Annotated in this window: 20 protein-coding genes; 12 read left to right on the forward strand and 8 right to left on the reverse strand. The window is 46.2% G+C overall.

Annotated features, from left to right (window positions below; translation table 11 throughout):
* Positions 1-52 precede the first annotated feature (52 nt).
* Complete coding sequence (locus PK654_RS05210; RefSeq protein WP_271698137.1) at positions 53-1,249, forward strand: methyltransferase; 1,197 nt, start codon at positions 53-55, stop codon at positions 1,247-1,249.
* A gap of 44 nt (positions 1,250-1,293) precedes the next feature.
* Here the strand turns inward: PK654_RS05210 and ald are convergent, their stop codons facing one another.
* Positions 1,294-2,418 (reverse strand): alanine dehydrogenase, encoded by a 1,125-nt coding sequence (gene ald, locus PK654_RS05215; protein WP_271698138.1) that lies wholly within the window; start codon positions 2,416-2,418, stop codon positions 1,294-1,296.
* A gap of 156 nt (positions 2,419-2,574) precedes the next feature.
* On the opposite strand from ald, the gene lrp reads away from it, so the two are divergent.
* The 5 genes from lrp to serS all read left to right on the forward strand — a co-directional run bounded on the left by lrp (position 2,575) and on the right by serS (position 9,544).
* Positions 2,575-3,069, forward strand: coding sequence for a leucine-responsive transcriptional regulator Lrp (gene lrp / locus PK654_RS05220; protein ID WP_271698139.1), 495 nt, complete (start codon positions 2,575-2,577; stop codon positions 3,067-3,069).
* Between the two features lie 156 nt (positions 3,070-3,225).
* Positions 3,226-6,012 (forward strand): DNA translocase FtsK, encoded by a 2,787-nt coding sequence (locus PK654_RS05225; RefSeq protein WP_271698807.1) that lies wholly within the window; start codon positions 3,226-3,228, stop codon positions 6,010-6,012.
* 174 nt (positions 6,013-6,186) lie between these two features.
* Positions 6,187-6,786, forward strand: a complete 600-nt coding sequence (gene lolA, locus PK654_RS05230; RefSeq protein WP_271698140.1) for an outer membrane lipoprotein chaperone LolA — start codon at positions 6,187-6,189, stop codon at positions 6,784-6,786.
* A 21-nt stretch (positions 6,787-6,807) separates the two neighbouring features.
* Positions 6,808-8,157 carry a replication-associated recombination protein A gene (locus tag PK654_RS05235; RefSeq protein ID WP_271698141.1) on the forward strand — a complete coding sequence of 450 codons (1,350 nt, stop codon included), beginning with the start codon at positions 6,808-6,810 and terminating at the stop codon, positions 8,155-8,157.
* 94 nt (positions 8,158-8,251) lie between these two features.
* Positions 8,252-9,544 (forward strand): serine--tRNA ligase, encoded by a 1,293-nt coding sequence (serS, locus tag PK654_RS05240; protein ID WP_271698142.1) that lies wholly within the window; start codon positions 8,252-8,254, stop codon positions 9,542-9,544.
* 399 nt (positions 9,545-9,943) lie between these two features.
* Here the strand turns inward: serS and PK654_RS22995 are convergent, their stop codons facing one another.
* Positions 9,944-10,162 carry a cysteine-rich CWC family protein gene (locus tag PK654_RS22995; RefSeq protein ID WP_443088725.1) on the reverse strand — a complete coding sequence of 73 codons (219 nt, stop codon included), beginning with the start codon at positions 10,160-10,162 and terminating at the stop codon, positions 9,944-9,946.
* A gap of 20 nt (positions 10,163-10,182) precedes the next feature.
* Positions 10,183-11,463, reverse strand: coding sequence for an adenosylmethionine--8-amino-7-oxononanoate transaminase (gene bioA, locus PK654_RS05245; RefSeq protein ID WP_271698143.1), 1,281 nt, complete (start codon positions 11,461-11,463; stop codon positions 10,183-10,185).
* Between the two features lie 117 nt (positions 11,464-11,580).
* Between bioA and bioB the strand changes: the two genes are divergently transcribed.
* From bioB to bioD, 4 genes are read left to right on the forward strand one after another with little or no spacing between them, the layout of a single operon-like run.
* Positions 11,581-12,633: a biotin synthase BioB gene (gene bioB, locus PK654_RS05250; RefSeq protein ID WP_271698144.1), complete on the forward strand. Its 1,053-nt coding sequence runs from the start codon at positions 11,581-11,583 to the stop codon at positions 12,631-12,633.
* On the forward strand, positions 12,617-13,765 hold the full coding sequence (locus tag PK654_RS05255) for an 8-amino-7-oxononanoate synthase (RefSeq protein WP_271698145.1): 1,149 nt from the start codon (positions 12,617-12,619) through the stop codon (positions 13,763-13,765). The genes bioB and PK654_RS05255 overlap by 17 nt, the downstream gene beginning before the upstream one ends.
* A gap of 9 nt (positions 13,766-13,774) precedes the next feature.
* Positions 13,775-14,572, forward strand: coding sequence for a malonyl-ACP O-methyltransferase BioC (gene bioC, locus PK654_RS05260; protein WP_271698146.1), 798 nt, complete (start codon positions 13,775-13,777; stop codon positions 14,570-14,572).
* The gene (bioD, locus tag PK654_RS05265) at positions 14,569-15,252 is read left to right on the forward strand and encodes a dethiobiotin synthase (protein ID WP_271698147.1); all 684 of its coding nucleotides are present in this window, start codon (positions 14,569-14,571) and stop codon (positions 15,250-15,252) included. Before bioC ends, bioD begins: the two co-directional genes overlap by 4 nt.
* A 54-nt stretch (positions 15,253-15,306) precedes the next feature.
* Here bioD and PK654_RS05270 read toward each other — a convergent pair whose 3' ends face one another.
* Complete coding sequence (locus PK654_RS05270; RefSeq protein ID WP_271698148.1) at positions 15,307-15,474, reverse strand: hypothetical protein; 168 nt, start codon at positions 15,472-15,474, stop codon at positions 15,307-15,309.
* 262 nt (positions 15,475-15,736) lie between these two features.
* Between PK654_RS05270 and htpX the strand changes: the two genes are divergently transcribed.
* Together htpX and PK654_RS05280 are read left to right on the forward strand one after the other, a co-directional pair.
* Positions 15,737-16,600 carry a protease HtpX gene (htpX, locus tag PK654_RS05275; protein ID WP_271698149.1) on the forward strand — a complete coding sequence of 288 codons (864 nt, stop codon included), beginning with the start codon at positions 15,737-15,739 and terminating at the stop codon, positions 16,598-16,600.
* 246 nt (positions 16,601-16,846) lie between these two features.
* Positions 16,847-17,371: a hypothetical protein gene (locus PK654_RS05280; protein ID WP_271698150.1), complete on the forward strand. Its 525-nt coding sequence runs from the start codon at positions 16,847-16,849 to the stop codon at positions 17,369-17,371.
* A 23-nt stretch (positions 17,372-17,394) separates the two neighbouring features.
* On the opposite strand, the gene rsmS is transcribed toward PK654_RS05280, so the two are convergent.
* Genes rsmS through dinG form a run of 4 tightly spaced genes read right to left on the reverse strand, consistent with a single transcriptional unit; the run spans position 17,395 to position 21,002 of the window.
* Complete coding sequence (gene rsmS / locus PK654_RS05285) at positions 17,395-17,571, reverse strand: pleiotropic regulatory protein RsmS (protein ID WP_271698151.1); 177 nt, start codon at positions 17,569-17,571, stop codon at positions 17,395-17,397.
* On the reverse strand, positions 17,564-18,094 hold the full coding sequence (locus tag PK654_RS05290) for a primosomal replication protein (protein WP_271698152.1): 531 nt from the start codon (positions 18,092-18,094) through the stop codon (positions 17,564-17,566). Before PK654_RS05290 ends, rsmS begins: the two co-directional genes overlap by 8 nt.
* A gap of 20 nt (positions 18,095-18,114) precedes the next feature.
* Positions 18,115-18,888: a TSUP family transporter gene (locus tag PK654_RS05295; protein WP_271698153.1), complete on the reverse strand. Its 774-nt coding sequence runs from the start codon at positions 18,886-18,888 to the stop codon at positions 18,115-18,117.
* A gap of 41 nt (positions 18,889-18,929) precedes the next feature.
* Positions 18,930-21,002 (reverse strand): ATP-dependent DNA helicase DinG, encoded by a 2,073-nt coding sequence (gene dinG / locus PK654_RS05300; RefSeq protein WP_271698154.1) that lies wholly within the window; start codon positions 21,000-21,002, stop codon positions 18,930-18,932.
* Positions 21,003-21,047 lie beyond the last annotated feature (45 nt).

The following is a 21,047-nucleotide window of genomic DNA, read 5'->3' on the forward strand; positions in this document are numbered from 1 at the left end:
TTAAAACTTCTTTTATACCCCCTACAATCGCTGCAGGTTGTAGGGGGTAATTATGTTGAACCATTTTTGGCGGCTTGATCAGTTGCTGAATCGTTATTCGTCACTCTGGATGGCGGAACCTTTTCATTTAAGCAGAGAACCTGATGTCGTATGGCAGCAAGAATATAGTGCCCTGTATCAATGGCTGAAAGGGCTGTCTGTAGAACAGATTCAGGCTTACAAAAGTGATAATGAAAAACTCAGTACAGCGATTCAGACGGTATTTCCTGATGCAACTGAACTGCTTAGCCTATGTCAGATAGAGCCGCTTACTCACTTTGAACTGACCATAACAGCCGGTATGACGTCTGGTATTCCCGGCAGAAAGCTATCTCAGATTCAAGCGATGGGCGCATTTGCCCTGTCCAATCATAAAGGAAGTGAATGGCTGGAGTGGTGCTCCGGAAAAGGCTATCTGGGGCGGATTCTGACAAGTCAGTCGCAACAAGCTGTCACAAGTTTCGAGTGGCAGGAGAGTCTCTGTCAGTCCGGGCAGGCAGATGCAGATAAAAACAAGCTGAAGATGCATTTTGTACAGGGTGATGCATTGAGTGACAGTGCCAGAGCTGTGTTTAATCCGCAGCAGCATGCTGTTGCCCTGCATGCCTGTGGCGACCTACATGTAAAATTGCTTCAAAATGCAGCTGAAGCGGGTAACCGGGCTGTTACGATTTCGCCATGTTGTTATCACCTTACTGAAAACTCTCATTATCTGCCTTTATCAGAGGCGGCAAAGAGTTCCTCTCTGAAACTCTCCAGACAAGCTTTGAGAATACCTTTACAGGAGACTGTTACCGGCGGAGAGCGGGTTATCAGGCACCGTCAGCAGGAGATGGTGTTCAGGCTAGGGCTGGATAGTATGCTAACTGAAGAGCTGAACCATGAAGGTTATATGCCTATTCCAAGTATCAAAAAGTCAGAACTGTCTAATGGTTTTGTTTATCTTTGCCGATGGGCTGCGCAACAGAAGCAATTCGGGTTGCCTGACGAGATTAATTTTGATTATTGGGAAGAAAAAGGGCTTGAGCGATTCTGGTTTATGGAGCGCCTGAGTCTGATTCAGCAGTTGTTTCGCCGTCCGCTGGAGGTCTGGCTGGCACTGGATAAAGGGCTGTTTTTGCAGCAACAGGGGTATCAGGTACAGATAGGTGAGTTCTGCCCGAGGGCGGTAACACCAAGAAATATTCTTATTCATGGCTGCAAACAATAAAAAAGGGCTGAAAATTCAGCCCTTTGCTAACCTGTTAAACAGAATTAGTTAAACATTTCGATCGCTTTTTCAGGCTCGATGTATTCCAGATCGAAGCTTTCAGCCACCTCTTTGCAGGTTACTTTACCGTGAATAACATTCAGACCGGAAAGGAAGCCTTCATCAGCAAGAAGTGCGTCTCTGTAGCCTTGGTTAGCCAGTTTAATAATGTATGGCAGGGTAGCGTTGTTCAGCGCGTAAGTTGATGTTCTTGCAACTGCACCCGGCATATTAGCCACGCAGTAGTGAACAACGTCGTCAACAATATAAGTTGGTTCTGCGTGAGTCGTGGCGTGAGAAGTTTCAAAACAACCGCCCTGATCGATAGCTACATCCACTACTGCCGCGCCCGGTTTCATCTTAGCAATATGTTCTTTAGTAACCAGTTTAGGTGCTGCTGCCCCCGGAATCAGTACTGCACCGATAACCAGATCCGCTTCCAGTACATGTTTATCAAGAGCATCTTTAGTTGAGTAAACCACTTTAGCACGGCCCTGGAACTCTTCGTCCAGTGAGCGCAGAGTATCGATATTTCTGTCAAGAATAGTCACATCAGCTCTCAGGCCAACCGCCATTCTCGCTGCGTTAGAACCAACAACACCGCCGCCGATAACCACAACTTTTGCCGGTTCAACGCCCGGTACACCGCCAAGTAGCAGACCCTGACCACCATGAGATTTCTCTAGAGTTTGTGCACCTGCTTGAATAGACATTCGGCCAGCAACTTCAGACATTGGTGCTAATAGTGGAAGATGACCCATATAATCTGTTACAGTCTCATATGCTATACAGACAGCTTTACTCTTGATAAGCTCTTCGGTCTGTGGAAAATCTGGTGCGAGATGTAAATAGGTGAACAATATTTGCCCCTCGCGTAACATAGCACGCTCGACAGCTTGAGGTTCTTTAACCTTAACAATCATCTCTGCTTTGCTGAAAACGTCGGCAGCAGTAGGAAGAATGGATGCGCCTGCAGCAAGGTAGTCATCGTCTGAGAAGCCAATGCCTGAACCGGCATTTGTTTCAACATAGACCTGGTGACCATGAGAGATGAGCTCTCTGACACTTGCTGGTATCATGCCCACGCGGTATTCGTGGTTCTTGATTTCTTTTGGTACGCCAATGATCATCCTGACTCCTTTAATATAATTGGTTGTATTGACTAGTGTGTAGGGATTTTTATCGAATATAACTCTAGTATATAGACTAAATGTTAAAATTTGATACTGAATATTAAGAAGTTGTAGTATATTTTTTTGCAAGGAAGTAATAAGGTGGAATAAAAAATGGCAGACAACTATAAAAAACCGTCCAAGGAACTTGATCGCATAGATCGAAATATTTTAAACGAGCTGCAGAAAGACGGACGTATTTCTAATGTTGAACTGTCTAAGCGAGTAGGGCTTTCGCCTACGCCTTGCTTGGAGAGGGTTCGACGTTTAGAGCGTCAGGGGTACATTAATGGTTATACAGCACTGCTTAACCCGCAGTACTTAGATGCTTCTCTGTTGGTATTTGTAGAGATTACTCTGAACCGTGGTGCTCCGGATGTATTTGAGCAGTTTAATCAGGCGGTTCAGAAGCTGGACGACATTCAGGAGTGTCATCTTGTTTCTGGTGATTTTGACTATCTTCTGAAGACTCGTGTATCGGATATGGGGGCGTATCGAAAACTTCTTGGTGATACTCTACTCAGATTGCCCGGCGTAAACGACACACGTACCTATGTGGTTATGGAAGAAGTTAAGCAGTCAAACCATCTGGTTATCAAAACCCGATAATTGACGACGAAAGTCAAGACTTAGTGCCTGAGCCTGAGAGAGGTATTCAATTAAGGCTCTCTTTGCATTGGGTTTTTGCAGCAGATGTGATTAAATCTCACTATAAACCGAGCGGCTTTAGCCGCTCGGACTGTTTATATAATGTCAGAATTTCTTATGTTCAAAGAGAACAAAAATAAAGTAGAAACCATCATCAAAACCGGTACTCCGGATGAAAAGCCCCGTCTGAACGGCGTTCAGCGCCTGAGGGAATGCTGCTTCATTCTTGGTGTGCTGACCGCTATTTTTCTGGCGGTCTCTCTGTACAGCTTTAATCCTGCTGATCCTTCTTGGTCTCAGACCTCGTGGGGTGGTGAGGTTAAAAATGCCGCCGGAACGGTAGGGGCTCTGTTTGCAGATTCGCTGTTTTTTACTTTCGGAACACTGGCATTCTCCATTCCTGTTATTGCCGGCGTAATGACATGGGCACTGTTTAAGAAAAGAAGTGAAGATGACGCCGTCGATTTGGTTCTGTGGGGATCGCGCCTGCTCGGGCTGACCGTGGTGATATTAACCAGCTGTGGTCTGGCGGATATCAATTTTGACGACATATGGTATTTCTCATCCGGAGGGGTCATTGGTGATGTGCTCACCAGCCTTGCTCTTCCGTCGCTGAATGTACTTGGCAGTACACTGGTGTTTCTGTTCCTCTGGTGTGCCGGCTTAACTTTATTAACCGGTATTTCATGGCTATCTGTGGTTGAATGGCTGGGTAACGGTGCATTGTCATTGGCAGCCTGGCTGGTTAACGCTGTCCGTGGTACGCCGGCGGAAAAACTTCAGGCCAACCTTGCTGTACCGGAATCCGCATCGGATCTTGTTGATGACGAAGCGTTGCCAGTCGTCTCTACAGAAGAGCAAAAACAACAGCCAGCTTCTTCCCGCTATAACATTCATACTCCTCAGCAGAGCCAGCCAGTGTCAGCCAGTTCGGCAGATAGTGTGACAGAGACGGAAGAAACTGATATACCAGACAGAACAAGCCAGCTTTCTTCCACCATAGAGGAGCTGGAGCAGCAGGCCGCCAGTGCTGACGATATGGCTTCCGGCCGCATAGCACAGAGCCAAGAACGGCTAACCGGACTACAAGATGAACAAGACCAGTCAATCTCGCCTGAGCCGTATATGCAGCTTGGTGATATTGATAGCGTAACTTTAGAACAGCAGGATAATGGCTCTGATAAGCAGACTGCCTTAGATACCGATAATCAGGTTAGTCACGAAGAGTTAAGCCCTGAAGGGGAAGCTTATGTTGAACCGCAAACCGCACCAGAGTCCGTTGCTGTAGCAGAAAGCGATCAAGATCCTGATGTTACTGCATTTCAGGAAATGGTACAGGAAGCGCAGAGCAATATGGCCGGGGCTGAAAACCCGTTCCTGATAAAGAAAGAGCAGGATTTACCGGTTCCTACCTCACCTATGCCGACTTTGGAGCTGCTATATCATCCTGAGAAACGAGAAAATCATATCGACCGTGAGGCGCTGGAAGAGATTGCCCGATTGGTGGAGGCCAAACTGGCCGATTATAAGATCAGCGCCAGAGTGGTAGATATTTTCCCCGGCCCGGTGATTACCCGTTTTGAGCTGGACTTAGCGCCGGGTGTTAAGGTTAGCCGTATCTCCAGCCTGTCAATGGATTTAGCCCGTTCACTCTCTGCCATGGCAGTACGTGTGGTAGAGGTGATACCGGGTAAACCTTATGTTGGTCTTGAACTGCCAAATATGAGCAGACAGACGGTTTACCTCTCTGATGTTGTCAGCAGCGAGCAGTTTATACAGGCCAATTCACCGACCACAGTAGTTCTGGGGCAGGATATCGCTGGCGAAGCGGTTGTTGCAGATCTGGCGAAGATGCCTCATGTGCTGGTGGCAGGTACCACAGGCTCCGGTAAGTCGGTCGGGGTGAACGTCATGATTCTGAGTATGTTGTATAAATCAACACCAGAAGATGTCCGCTTTATTATGATCGACCCTAAAATGCTGGAGCTTTCCATTTACGAAGGTATTCCGCATCTGTTATCTGAAGTGGTAACGGATATGAAAGACGCTTCCAATGCACTGCGTTGGTGTGTCGGGGAGATGGAGCGCAGATATAAACTTATGTCGGCTCTCGGGGTTCGTAACGTTAAAGGTTTTAATGAAAAGCTTAAGATGGCAGCCGATGCCGGCCATCCTATCCATGATCCACTCTGGCAACCGGGTGACAGTATGGACGCCGAGCCGCCGTTGCTGGAAAAACTGCCTTATATTGTTGTCGTGGTAGATGAATTTGCTGACCTGATGATGGTGGTGGGTAAAAAAGTTGAAGAACTGATCGCCCGCTTGGCTCAGAAGGCGCGTGCCGCAGGGATCCACTTAATTCTTGCTACTCAGAGACCATCGGTGGATGTCATTACCGGCCTGATTAAAGCCAATATCCCGACCCGTGTTGCCTTTACGGTTTCAACTAAGACAGATTCCAGAACCATTCTGGATCAGGGCGGTGCTGAGTCGCTGCTGGGTATGGGTGATATGCTCTATCTTCCGCCGGGCTCCAGTCACACTATCAGGGTTCACGGTGCTTTTGCTTCTGATGATGATGTGCATTCCGTGGTTAATGACTGGAAGGCACGTGGTAAGCCGAACTATATTGAAGAGATAACCAGTGGCGATCAGTCTCCGGATACCTTGCTTCCGGGTGAGTCCATGGAAGCCGATGAAGATATGGATCCACTGTTTGATCAGGTGGTTGCCCATGTTACCGAGACCAGACGCGGTTCGGTTTCTGGTGTTCAGCGTAAGTTTAAGATCGGATATAACCGTGCAGCGCGAATCGTGGAACAACTGGAAGCACAAGGTATTGTCAGTGCCCCGGGGCATAACGGTAACCGTGAAGTGCTGGCACCACCACCGATAAAAGAGTAATTGCAGGTTCCGGTAAATGGCTAACGTCTGTCTGCCGGAACCTTTTAACTTATCTACCGTCTGAATTAGTTAGATACTTTGCATCAGACAAGTCCAGTTTGATCAGATGCATCAATGCCCGGTTTCAACAATGCCCGGTTTCAACAATGCCCGATTCAACAATTGAGTTTATTAATGAATAAAAGTATTTTTCTACTTGCTCTGATGAGCAGTACTCTGTTTGCAGCACCGAAAGATGTGCTCAATGAACGTCTGGCTCTGACCAAAGGGTTCAGCGCTGAATTTACCCAGAAGGTAGTCAGTCCGGAAAATGAAGTAATCATGCAGGGAGAGGGCAGTGTTGAAATTGCCAGACCAAGCCTTTTCCGCTGGACCACAACCATGCCCGATGAAACGGTTTTAGTTTCCGACGGTGAGACTCTCTGGTACTATAGCCCGTTTATTGAGCAGGTGAGCATTTACCGGCAGGAGCAGGCAACAGCTCAAACGCCTTTTGTACTGTTAACCCGTAACCGCGCCAGTGACTGGGATAACTACTTGATCGCTCAGACGGGTGATGAGTTTACCCTTACACCTACAGCCATCGACTCAAATCAGGGTCAGTTTAAGATAGATATCGATGCCAAAGGCGTTATTCACGGTTTTACTGTGGTAGAGCAGGATGGTCAGCAGGGGCAGTTTCAGTTCAGTAATTATCAGACTGAAGGCCCGGCCAGTGAGAGATTTACTTTTGCTATTCCACAGGGAGTAGAAGTAGACGATCAGAGAAATTAAATATCAGGTTAAGGCGTCAGTTTGAGCAATTACAGTTTAGATTTTGCCGGGGATGAAGATTTTCGCCCGTTAGCGGCCCGTATGAGGCCTATGACTGTTGAACAGTACATAGGTCAGAGGCATATACTGGGCGAAGGTAAACCCCTGCGAAAGGCGCTGGAAGCCGGGCAAATCCATTCCATGATCCTCTGGGGGCCTCCCGGTACAGGTAAAACAACTCTGGCAGAAGTCGCAGCCAACTATGTTAATGCCGAGGTGGAAAGGGTCTCTGCCGTCACTTCGGGTGTAAAAGATATCCGCGCTGCCATCGAAAAAGCACGGGAAAACAAGCTGACCGGCCGCAGAACCATACTGTTTGTCGATGAGGTACACCGTTTTAATAAGAGTCAGCAGGATGCATTTCTGCCGCATATTGAAGACGGTACGGTCACCTTTATTGGTGCTACAACAGAAAATCCGTCCTTCGAACTGAACAACGCACTGCTTTCCCGGGCAAGGGTGTATAAGCTGACCTCTCTTGATAAAAACGATATTCTGCAGGTTCTGGATCAAGCCGTTAATGATGAGAAAAGAGGCTTAGGTGAACTAAAAGCTGACTTTTCTGACAATGTGCTTGAGAGGCTGGCTGAACTGGTAAACGGTGATGCCAGAATGTCTCTTAACTACCTTGAACTACTGTACGACATGGCAGATGAGTCAGAATCAGGTACTAAACAGATTACTCTGCCTCTGCTGGCTGAAGTGGCCGGAGAGAAAGTATCCCGCTTCGACAATAAAGGTGATATCTGGTACGACTTAATCTCCGCTGTGCATAAATCGATCCGTGGCTCGAATCCGGATGCCGCGCTCTACTGGTCTGCCCGTATGATTGCTGCTGGTTGTGATCCCCTGTATATTGCACGCCGCCTGCTGGCCATTGCCTCTGAAGATATTGGTAATGCTGACCCGAGGGCAATGCAGGTGGCGATTTCCGCATGGGACTGTTTTACCCGTATCGGGCCTGCTGAAGGTGAGCGGGCTATCGCTCAGGCAGTGGTTTATCTGGCTTGTGCACCGAAAAGTAATGCCGTTTATACGGCCTGGAAACAAGCACTCTCTGATGCTTATAATCAGCCCGAGTATGAAGTCCCTCATCATCTGCGTAATGCACCGACTAAATTGATGAAGGAGATGGGCTACGGTGAAGAGTACCGCTATGCCCACGATGAGCCGGGCGCTTATGCCGCCGGTGAGCGTTACTTACCGCCTGAAATGGCCGATACCCGCTACTATTATCCGACAAATCGCGGCCTGGAGACTAAGATCAGCGAAAAGTTGGATTATCTGGCCACATTAGATGCAAAAAGCACACAAAAACGCTATGAAAAGTAGTGCTTTTTGGATATCTTTACTCGGTTAAATTCTCTATAACGTATTAAATGATGTTAATACGTATTCTCACAACTTAAAAAGCATAGGATTAGCAATGCTGGATTCTAAATTACTTCGAACTGAGCTGGATGAAACAGCTGAAAAACTAGCCCGTCGGGGATTCGTCCTGGACGTAGAAAAAATTCGTGAACTTGAAGAGCAACGTAAGTCCCTTCAGGTAAAAACAGAAGAGCTACAGGCGCTACGTAATTCCCGTTCGAAGTCCATCGGTCAGGCAAAAGCCAAGGGTGACCATGAAGAAGCAGAGCGAATTCTGGCTGAAGTTGGCAGCCTTGGTGGTGAGCTGGATGAAGCGAAGAAAGCACTGGCTGAGCTGCAACAGCAACTGGAAGAGATTACTCTATCAGTTCCTAACCTGCCTGATGACTCTGTACCGACTGGTAAAGATGAAGACGAGAACGTTGAAGTTTCCCGCTGGGGCGAACCTAAGCAGTATGACTTTGAATTGAAGGATCATGTTGATCTGGGTGAAATGGGTGACGGACTGGACTTTGCCAGCGCCGTTAAGATTTCAGGTTCACGCTTTATCGTGATGAAAGGCCAGTTTGCCAGACTGCACCGTGCCATTGCACAGTTTATGCTGGATCTGCATACAGAAGAGCATGGCTACACAGAGATGTATGTTCCGTATCTGGTAAACCATGACAGCCTGTACGGCACGGGTCAGCTTCCTAAGTTCGGTGAAGATCTGTTCCACACTAAGCCTGCTACTGAAGAAGGTCAGGGCATGTGTCTGATCCCTACGGCTGAGGTTCCGGTCACTAACATGGTTCGCAACACTATCAGTGACGAAGCCGATCTGCCTCTGAAGATGACCGCTCACACACCATGTTTCCGTTCTGAAGCAGGTTCATACGGTCGTGATACCCGTGGTCTTATCCGTATGCACCAGTTTGATAAAGTTGAGCTGGTTCAGATCACTAAACCTGAAGATTCAATGGACGCTCTTGAAGAGCTGACCGGCCATGCTGAAAAAGTACTTCAGCTTCTGGAACTTCCTTACCGTAAAGTGGTTCTGTGTACTGGTGATATGGGCTTTGGCGCACGCAAAACTTATGACCTTGAAGTCTGGGTTCCTGCGCAAGAGACTTATCGTGAAATCTCTTCTTGCTCAAATATGTGGGATTTCCAGGCGCGCCGTATGCAGGCTCGTTTCCGTCGTAAGGGTGAGAAAAAACCTGAGCTGGTTCATACACTTAATGGTTCAGGTCTGGCAGTTGGCCGTACAATGGTTGCTATTCTTGAGAATAACCAGCAGGCTGATGGCCGTATTGAGATCCCTCAGGTACTGCAGAAGTATATGAACGGACTAACCCATATCGGGTAAGCTCTTGTAGTAAGACTTAAAATAGCCGCTGAATAAGCGGCTATTTTTTTGCTCAGTTTAACTGTCCGGTTTAAACGGATAAAAAAGAATATAAGCCCAAAAGTACGATAGCCCCGAACGGGGCTATCGTGGGTTTCCAACCTAAATCTCACTGAAGTATGTTCATTCAATGTATAGACAGGAAAAGCCATTTTGTTACTGCCCTTCCCGGACTTCATGTTATTGCTACATAACTATGACGCCATTGGAACCTTCCCGCCGATAAACCAACCACAGGCCAAAAACCTCAATACAGGCTCTGACTAGCCATCATTCGGATGAAACTCTCTGTGTCAGTTCATATCAGTGGTAATAATAATTATAGCTTATGGCTGATACTTTGCTAAATCAGATTGAAAATCAGATGGCTTTATTTGCATGTCTGTCAATAAAGCCTTTGGGATCATTATGATAAGCATTAACACACTGTTGGCAGATACAGGATTTACCGCGCTGCTCTTTTGCTAACAGGTTAATTAGCTGCTCAGGTACTTTTTGTCTGGAACACCAACAGCCGGAAGAGGCTTCACATTGATTCTTCCGTTGGCATATGGGACATATTTTTTCTGAAAAATGCACCTGAAGCTCCCTTTTACTGTTTAAGGCTGAAAACAACGGCTATCGGCCAGCGTTGATCTTATCGCTTCGATTAACTGTTTGATATTAGCTTCTGAACTTATATACGGCGGCATAATATAAATCAGCCTACCAAACGGTCTTATCCATACGCCCTGACGGATAAACTGAGCCTGAATATACTCCATATTTACCGGGTTGTGTGTTTCTACGACTCCGATAGCGCCAAGCCAGCGGACATCTTTAACCTGACTAAACTTTGTGAGAGAGGGCAGTTCACGGGCAAACAGGCTTTCGATTTGTGTTGTCTGCTTTTTCCACTCCCCCTGTTCAATAATAGTCAGGCTGGCTGTCGCCACTGCACAGGCGAGAGGGTTGCCCATAAATGTCGGGCCATGCATAAAGCAGCCTGCTTCACCGGAGCAGACGGTATCGGCAACCTGTTTAGTGGCAAGGGTGGCTGAAAGAGTCATATAACCACCAGTCAAGGCTTTACCTACGCATAAGATATCCGGCTGAACACCGGCATGCTGACAGGCAAACATCTTGCCCGTTCTGCCAAAGCCGGTAGCAATCTCATCCAGAATCAATAAGGTATTATATTTATCACACAGCGCCCTGACTTGTTTCAGAAACTCAGGATGATAGATGCGCATACCACCCGCGCCCTGAACAATAGGTTCAAGTATCACCGCCGCGATATCTTGATGGTTGTTTAAAAGCTGTTGCCTGAAGTCTTCAATATCTGATTCATCCCACTGCTGATGAAAACCGGTTGAAGGTGAATCGGCGAAGATATGCTCAGGAAGAAAGCCTTTATATAAGCTGTGCATTGAGTTGTCAGGGTCTGTAACCGACATGGCTGCAAATGTATCGCCGTGATAGCCGTGTCTGAGGGTGAGGAATTTAGAGCGTTTTTCCCCTTTGGCATGCCAGTACTGAAGCGCCATTTTAAGGCTCACTTCAACGGCCACTGAACCTGAATCCGCCAGAAAAACATGTTCAAGGTTATCAGGAGCAAGGTGCAGCAGTTTTTTACACAGCTCTATTGCCGGCTCGTGAGTTAATCCGCCAAACATTACATGGGACATCTTATCTAACTGCGCCTTTGCCGCCTCATTCAACAGGGGGTGATTGTAACCATGGATGGCTGACCACCATGAAGACATGCCGTCGATTAACTCCTCTCCGCTTTGCAGATAAATGCTGCTACCGCTGGCGTGACTAACCGGATAGCAGGTAAGAGGGTTTATTGTAGAGGTATAAGGGTGCCAGATATGCTGACGATCAAATTCTAAATCCATGAGAACCTTGTGATTAAAATGTAATCAATTGTAAACTTTAAATTATTTAGTTTAGTTGACAGTCTATCCGTTCAGGGTAGACTAGCCAAGAATTATAAATCCAAAAAAGGTAGACACGTGGAAGTTCGTCATAACTGGACAGTCGCTGAAGTTCAGCAATTACTGGATAAACCCTTTATGGATCTGATGTTTGAGGCTCAGCAAGTACATCGTCAGTTCCAGCAACACAACTATGTGCAGGTCAGTACTCTGCTATCAATTAAGACAGGTGCCTGTCCGGAAGATTGTAAGTACTGTCCTCAGAGCGCCCATTACAGAACCGACGTAGATCGCGAAAGACTGATGGAAGTAGAGCGGGTGCTTGATGCGGCGGAGAAAGCCAAAAATTCCGGCTCTACCAGATTCTGCATGGGTGCAGCATGGAAAAACCCTAAAGAACGGGATATGCCTTATCTGCTGGATATGATTAAAGGTGTAAAAGGAATGGGGCTGGAAACCTGCATGACGCTGGGTATGCTCACTCCTGATCAGGCTGGTGAACTTGCACAAGCGGGTCTTGATTACTACAACCACAATCTGGATACCTCTCCGGAATTTTACGGCAACATAATTACTACCAGAACTTATCAAGACAGACTGGATACCTTATCTCATGTTCGTGATGCCGGTATGAAGATCTGCTCCGGCGGTATTATTGGTATGGGCGAGAGCGTTAATGACAGAGCCGGTTTGTTTGTCGAGCTTGCCAATCTTCCTGTACACCCTGAAAGTGTGCCAATTAATATGCTGGTAAAAGTGAAAGGCACGCCACTGGAACAGGTGGATGATGTTGACCCGTTTGACTTTGTTAAACTTATTGCGGTGGCAAGAATTATGATGCCGGAATCTGCAGTACGTCTGTCTGCCGGTCGTGAAAATATGAATGAACAGATGCAGACACTCTGCTTTATGGCTGGTGCCAACTCTATTTTTTATGGCTGTAAACTGCTGACCACACCAAACCCTGATGAAGACTCTGATATGCAGCTATTTAAAAAGCTGGGTATTAACAGCGAGCAGGTTAGTCAGAAGCCGGATCAGATTCAGGAGAATGAACTGCTTGATCAAGTAGTGGAAAGAGTAGCAGCGCGTCCGGGCAAAGATGACCTCTTCTATGAAGCCAGTGTTTAATCAGCGTATCGCTGATGCCATTGAAAAAAGAAAGCTGGCGGGGCTGGAGCGACGGCTTCAGCCTATGGCAGGAGCCAATAAGCCGGAATTCTCCGTTGGTGACAAAAATTTCATTAATTTCTCCAGTAATGATTATCTGGGCTTAGCCGCTTCTAAGGAGCTGGCAGAAGCATGGATAAAGGGCATTGAGCTATACGGAAGTGGTGCTGCGGCATCGCCAATGGTAACCGGATTTTCTACTGCTCATAGGCAACTGGAACGTGATCTGTGTAGCTGGCTTGGTTATGAGAGAGCGGTACTATTCGGTTCCGGTTTTAGCGCTAATCAGGCAGTGCTATTTACTGTTTTGGAAAAACAGGATCTGTTACTGCAGGATAAATTGAATCACGCTTCTCTGATGGAAGCAGGCATGCTCTCGCCTGCTAAGATGAAACGGTTCCGGCATAACGATAGTAAGCATCTTGAATCGCTATTGACGGAAAGCCCGGCTCTGGTTGTGACCGAAGGGGTGTTTAGTATGGATGGTGATCAGGCGCCTGTTGCTGAGATCTCACGTCTGTGCAGAAACAGTGCCAGTTGGATGATGCTGGATGATGCCCACGGTATAGGCGTTCTGGGTCAGCGTGGAGAAGGAAGTATCTGTTTAACCTCGCACAAACCTGAGCTTTTGATCGTGACTTTCGGTAAGGCATTTGGCCTGTCGGGTGCTGCTGTCCTTTGTGATCAAAATACTGGCGACTATCTGACCCAGTTTGCACGTCACCATGTCTACTCTACCGCTATGCCGCCTGCGCAGGCTCACGCTTTATCTAAGGCGGCTGCTATGCTGCAAACTCAGCAGTGGAGAAGAGACAAGCTGACTGAGCTGCAAGATATCTATCATAACGCTCTGGCTGACTGTGAAGGTTATATAAACACCGATACTCCGATTAAGCCTTTTATTTGCGGAACGGTTGAGAAGGCCATGGGGCTTGCTGAACAGCTGAGAGAGCAGGGCTTCTGGGTTACACCAATAAGGCCGCCTACTGTACCTGCCGCTAGTTGCCGGATAAGAATCACATTGACCAGTAACCATGCGCCTCAGCAAGTGACTGAGCTGGCAGAAAGTATTATCAGATTTCAGGATAAGTAAATAATTAAAATGCAGACAATAAGTTGTAGTCCGGAAGCAAGCAGAAAACTAGCCATTGCAGATGCCTTTAGCAGAGCAGCACACAAATACGATGCTCATGCTCAGTTTCAGAGAGATGTAGGTCATCAGCTTATCGAACTGATGCCGGAACAGCTTGATGGCCTGAAGGTTCTGGATATTGGCTGCGGCACCGGATATTTCTCTGAACTATTGGCTAATAAAGGCGCTATAGTGACCTCTGCTGATTTGTCAGAAAAAATGTTGCAGCAAGCTAAAGAGCGCTGCTCAGAGAAGGTTTCTGTCTATCAGATTGCCGATGCCGAAGCTCTGCCTTTCGACGACAATAGCTTCGATATGGTTTTCTCCAGCCTCGCCCTGCAATGGTGCCGGGATCTGTCCGTTCCACTAAAAGAGTTGCAGAGGGTGACAAAGCAGGGCGGAGCGGTCTATTTTTCGACACTGGCTGATGGTTCACTGCACGAACTGAAGCAGGCGTGGGCGAAAATTGATTCATATCAACACGTAAACAATTTTTTAACAATTAACCAGATAAAAGTTGCGTTAGCGCAATCAGAATCTTATGACCATCAACTAGACTTACGCTCAATCCGACTCTGGTACTCCTCCGCTTTTCAGTTGATGAGGGATTTAAAAGGCATTGGAGCCACTCATGTAGGCGAGCGTTCGCAGGGGTTAACCAAGAAAAGTATCCTTGAACGGGTAGAAACTGAGTACCAGAGGTTTAAGAACAGTGACAATTTACTGCCTGCAAGTTATCAGGTATGTCTTGGGAAAATTAATCTATGATTGATACTTTTTTTGTTGCCGGTACAGATACAGAAGTAGGCAAAACCGTTGTTTCGAAAGCTATTCTACAGGCACTTGCTGCACACGGTTTATCTACTGTTGGTTATAAGCCTGTTGCTGCCGGCTGTAAGGAAACTGAGCAGGGGCTGCGTAATTCAGACGCTTTGCACTTACAAGAGGCGGCGACAAATGATGTTGCATATGAAGAGGTAAACCCGTACGCACTCTACAGCCCTACCTCTCCTCATATTGCTGCTAAGCAGGAAAATATTGAGATTAAATACTCTGTACTGAGTGATAAGCTGACACAGCACAAACAAAGTGCTGATGTTGTTTTGGTTGAAGGTGCTGGTGGCTGGCGTGTTCCTGTCTCTGATAGTGACTGCCTCTCAACCTGGGTAAAACAAGAGAAAATGCCGGTGGTACTGGTTGTAGGTATCAAGCTTGGCTGTTTAAGTCATGCCATGTTATCTGTTGAAGCGATTCAGAATGATGGTCTGGAAATCATCGGCTGGGCTGCGAACCGCATCAATCCGGGTACAGAGAACTACGCCGATATTATTAAGATGCTGGAAGAGAAAATACCGGCACCAAAACTGGGCGAGATACCTTATGTCCCTAGTGTTAAGAAGCGTGATATTGGTAAGTTTATGGATATTACGCCGATATTAAATGGCTAATAAATCTGAAAGTAAAAGAGGGTTGCATATGCAACCCTCTTTTTTATGTCTGGTTTATTTGTCTGATGTATAGCTAATCATTGACTGCTGGGCGTTGGCTATTTGCTGCTGAATCTTTTGATTTTCACTTATCCCCAACTGCTCTTTGGCTTCTTCCTCAGAGATTCCCAGATGACAGCACAACAGATCGATTGCCATTTGATAGTTGTTGCTTTCAACCATGTTTTATTCCTTTAATTGGTGATTTTAAATCATCATGACTTATTACTAAGGCGGAATGTAAAGTTTATTGTCGCTTGTATCAATACGACCTTGGTCTATATTCGAAATTTCCTCACTGATAACCAAGAATAAACGAACATTTTCCGCCTTAACCTTGTAATCAAAATAATAGACTATATGTATTGGTTATAACACCTCGTACGGCAAACGCTGTTACGATATAAAACTATAATGAACGAGTAAGTCTCAACTGGAGAGTAACATGAAACGCGTAATGCTGTTTTTGGCCACCAACCTGGCGGTGGTATTTGTATTAAGTATTGTCCTCAACATTGTTTATGCCACAACAGGTATGCAGCCGGGTAGTCTGAATGCCCTGCTGGTAATGGCGGCACTATTTGGTTTTGGCGGCTCTTTTATCTCATTGCTGTTATCGAAAAAGATGGCACTGCGCTCTGTAGGCGGACAGGTAATTGAGAGCCCGAGAAATGAGACTGAGCACTGGCTGCTGGAAACCGTTTCCAGACAAGCACAACAAGCTGGTATCGGTATGCCTACGGTAGCTATTTATGATGCAGCGGATATCAACGCTTTTGCAACAGGCGCTAAGCGTAATGATTCACTGGTGGCAGTATCCACCGGCCTGCTGAATAATATGACCAGAGATGAAGCAGAAGCGGTTCTTGCCCACGAAGTCAGCCATATCTCAAATGGTGATATGGTAACCATGACGCTAATGCAGGGGGTAGTGAACACCTTTGTTATCTTCCTGTCGCGTTTTGTTGCTCAGATCGTCTCTTCAAATGATGAAGAAGAGGGGGGCGGCAGCAACTTTATGGTTTACTTCGCTGTATCCATCTTCTTAGAGTTGGTGCTTGGCTTCTTAGCCAGTTTTATCACCATGTGGTACAGCCGTCGTCGTGAGTATTACGCTGATGCCGGTGCGGCAAGTCTGGTAGGTAAGCATAAAATGATTGCAGCTCTTGAACGTCTTAAAGTGAGTCATGAACCTCAGCTGGAAGGTTCTATGATGGCCTTCGGTATCAACGGTAAATCTACCATGATGCAATTGCTTATGAGCCATCCTCCGCTTGATAAACGTATCGATGCGTTAAGAAATAGCTAAGCTATTTTCGGGACCAGACCTGATTTAACTAAGCCGGATTATTCCGGCTTTTTTCTGTCCGCACTACTGCAAATTATTGCCGCTTAAGGAGCGTTTTCGCTTGTTGTTATATTGGTATTTAAGTCTAGTTAATTGAAAAAGTTAGTAATTATAAAGCAGTGATAATCCGGGTATAAAACTTGCTGTAACTCTGCTGTGGTTAAAATTCCAGCACTGTCAGGGGGAGTTATGAAACGGATATTGTCGATGGCTCTACTATTACAATTAAGTTCTTTTGCGTGGGCCAGCGGTACCAACTGGCAGGATAACGCACGCTGGCAGAGTTGGCCTACCGTAGGACAGTCGAGCCTGAGCTGGCTATTTCTTAAGATTTTTCAGTCAGAATTAAAGACTCCCAGCGGAATCTATCTTGATACGGAGCAACTAACTCCTCAGCCTCTTGCACTGTCAATCGTTTATCAGAGAGATATTTCCAGCGAGGATATTATTGATGCTACAAAGCAGCAGTGGTTAAAACTCGGCTATCAGTTTCCACAACACTGGCTTAGCAGACTGGAGAACATTCTTCCAGATGTAAAAACAGGGGAAAAGCTGGTGTATATAACGAACGGAACAACCGGAGAGTTTCATTACTTTTCTGTTAGCCATAATCCGGAAAAATTAGGTGAAATCACAGATCAGTCTTTGAATAATGCCTTGTTGGCGATCTGGCTATCGCCGGGAACTGAATACCCAAAACACCGCAAACAGCTTATTGGCAAAAGGCGTTAAGAAAGGAGAGATTTACTTACGTTCTAGCTTTCTTGTTTCAGTTTTCTCAATAAGTCTTGCCTGACTATCTCTATCGCCTCAATAGCTACCTGAGGCTGAATTTCATTGGATTCCAGCAGATAGATTAGGTCAACAGCAAGTTGCACTTGTTCTGGTGCGTTCTCTAATGAAGAGCTTGATGACGAGGTCTGTTTAGTCATTGGTATAACCTTCTTTTTGTGTAATCTGTGCTTCAATGGCCAATTTGGCTTTCTGACAGCGGGAAAGGCGCTGCTCAGTAACAACCAATGATTTTCTGGCTTGATGCTTAAATTGTTCAGGTGAGCCCTGAAAGGCTTGCTCTTTAGAGGCAACTATCTGTTTAAGCCGTCTTTCCCATTCGATATGTTGTTCTAAATCTCTGTACAGTTGCTGTAAATCGATAGACTCTATGTTGTTTGAAGATAGTTCAAACTCTCTTATCTGGTGCGTGGCCAGTTCGCGTTGAATCGCTTCTAACTGATTAACCAGACGCTCACTCAGAAATTCAATTTTAGCCGTAGTGGTTGATTGTTGTTTTAGTAAAGAGTCGATTTCCTGAAAAAGGGACTGGCTCTCCCTTACGCAGGGTGTAAGGCGTTTACTGCTGCATTTAAATAGCGTGCGATCAAATCTGGCTGACTCTGATTTACCAAACTGCTTGTCAAAGGCCTCGGCTTTCTTTAGCAGTTGCGTAAGAATCATGGAAACCTGCCTGACATTAATCACAAAAACCATGCCTCATAAGCAAGTTTAATTGCCATAATGCTCACCACGGTAACAAACACCGGCCGGATAAATTTAGCCCCGAAACGGATGGCAGAGTGTGCACCAACGTAGGCGCCTAGCATCAGGCAGACACCCATGGTTAAGCCGAGAATCCAGTTCACATGGCCAAGCAGTGCAAAAGTAACAAAGGAGGTGAAGTTACTAGTAAAATTCATCGCTTTGGCAAGGCCAGAGGCGAGCAAAATATTAAGACGATAAATAGCCATACTGCTTACCATCCAGAAAGCGCCAGTACCCGGCCCGGCCACCCCATCATAGAAACCCAGCGATACACCTTGTGCCCACTGTATCTGGGTAAACTTGTTGCTTTTCTCCGGCAGGGCATTACCCGTGGCGGGAGGAGATTTCTGCCAGATGGTGTAAATTGCCGTAGCCAGTACAATCAGGGGAATGGCTTTTTCCAACCATTCAGTACTAATAGCATCAACAACCATGGTTCCTCCAGTCGCGCCAACTAGAGTGGCCAAAAAAGCGTGTATCCATAGTTTAGGGCTAAATAATTTCTTTCGGTAGAAGGTCACCGCAGCAGTAGAGGAGGCAAAACTGGCTGCCAGCTTATTGGTTCCTAAAGCAATATGCGGCGGCAGCCCTATAGAGAGAAGGGCAGGAATAGTTAGCATGCCACCACCTCCGGCAACAGCATCAATAAAACCAGCAGCAAAGGCAACCAGGGCCAAGACAACCAGCATAGCTGGTTCCAGCATTTCCATATAAATTCCGTTAAATAAAGCAGACGAAATGAGCGAGTCTGCTATTTCTCAATTACTCGTTTAAAGGGGGGGAGAGAGTCGAGTAAAAGTTTGCCATATCTTTTACTTACCACTCGTCGATCCAGAATGGTGACTCTACCAGAATCTTGCTCTGTGCGCAGCAGTCTTCCTACAGATTGAATCAACTTCTTACTCGCTTCTGGTACCGATATCTGCATAAACGGGTTGCCGCCTTTTGACTCAATATATTCAGCATGAGCCTGCTCGACGGGTGAAGTAGGAACGGCAAAAGGAATTTTAGTAATAATCAGATTACTGAGCAGATCACCGGGCAGATCCAAACCTTCAGAAAAACTACCGGTACCAAACAAAATACTGGTGCTGCCTTTTTTAATCAATTTTCTATGTTTTTGCAGAATATCGTTTCTCGAACCATCCCCTTGTACCTGTAATGCCCAGCCTTTTTTAGTAAACAGGCTAGAAAGTTGATCTGCAACCTGATTCATCTGCCAGTAAGAGGAGAAAAGTACCAGATTGGCCTTGTCAGCCTGAATCATCTCAGGCAGTTGTTGGCTTAGGTAGTCGGTAAACTCAGAAGCAGAAGGTTCATACTGCATTTTAGGTACTATAAGTTCTCCATTGTCCTGATAATTAAAAGGAGAGGCAAGGGCGAGGAACTGGACACCATCTTCTGCTTTCTCACTAATACCTGCCTGAAAGCAGAAATAGCTAAATGAGTTTAATGCCCTTAATGTTGCTGAAGTCAGTACGGCTCCGACGCAGCGGCTCCATAACTGCTGATCTAACTGCCAGCCAACTTCCAGAGGAGAAACGTTAACGATAAAGTCGCCATCACGGTCAGGGTTAATATCCAGCCACTTAACCAGCGGGGCTCCTTTCTCTTTTGTAGTGGCCATTAGCTGCCACACTTTAGCTAAGTTTTCCAGCCTCTGGTTATAGAAACCCATTTCCGCCAGAGCAGGCTCTGCCAGCTTGGCTGAAAGCTCTCCGTCTTTAACCTGTTCTGCTATCAGATCTGCAATTTTTGATAACGCCTGAAAGCCCTTACCGGATATCTGCTTTAATTCTTTGGATTGATTTTCCAGCCATTCGGGAAGTTCGCCGTTTTCAAAGCGATAACTGTTCTCTTCAAAACGGCTGCTATCAAACTGTTTACTTAATTGAGTCAGAGACGGAATAAGTTGCTGGATAGCATCCTGAAGTTCATTTCTGAACCGGTTAACCCGTTTTTCATCTGCCAGACTGCAAAATTTAGCGCTGGACTGATTTAACTTTTCCAGCCAACTAGCTGCGCCTTTCAGGCTGGCTGCAGCGGAAGCATGATCTCTGGCAACCTTAGGTAAGTGGTGTGCTTCATCAAACACGTACATAGTATTGTCAGGTTCTGAGAGAATAACGCCACCACCCAGATCAATATCAGCCATCACCAAGCTGTGGTTGGCAATAATGACATCATTTTTATCCAGTTCTGAACGGGCTTTCTGAAAAGGGCAGCCTCTGTGGTTTGGCAAACTGTTATTACAGCTGTGCTTATCGCTGACGATAGCGCTCCAGAGTTCATCTTTTATTGCCTTGGGCCATGAGTCTCTGTCGCCGTCCCATTTCCCCTGAGCAAGGGAGCGGTACATGGTTTCAAGTAGCTCTATATCTTTCTGCTTTGGCTTACTTTCAAACATAGCCAGTTGCCCGCCATCTGCACCGCAGGCAGAGGCCAGCTTTTCACTACAGCAGTAACGTTGTCTTCCTTTAGCCAGAATAAAAGAGAAGTCGAGATCGGTAATGCGTCTATATAAAGGAAGATCTTTATTCAGTAGCTGTTCCTGCAAGGCTACAGTAGCAGTGGAAATTACTACCTTTCTGTTGTTCAGCACAGCGGAGGGTATTACTGCCATTAGATAGGCTAGGGATTTACCAATACCTGTACCGGCTTCGGCCACCATAATCCGGTTCTGTTTATGGTACTCACCACAAAGAGTCTTAGCCATTTCCGCTACAAGGTAGTTTTGTGCTCTGCGGGGAATAAAGTTATCCAGTTGATGGTGAAGATTTTGGTAACTCTTTTTGATCGATTTCTGAATATTTGGATTAAGCATAACAGGGCCGTTTTTGATCAGGCGCGAATGGTAGCACATCTTGCT

Source organism: Vibrio sp. SCSIO 43137, from assembly GCF_028201475.1.
Lineage (GTDB): Bacteria > Pseudomonadota > Gammaproteobacteria > Enterobacterales > Vibrionaceae > Vibrio.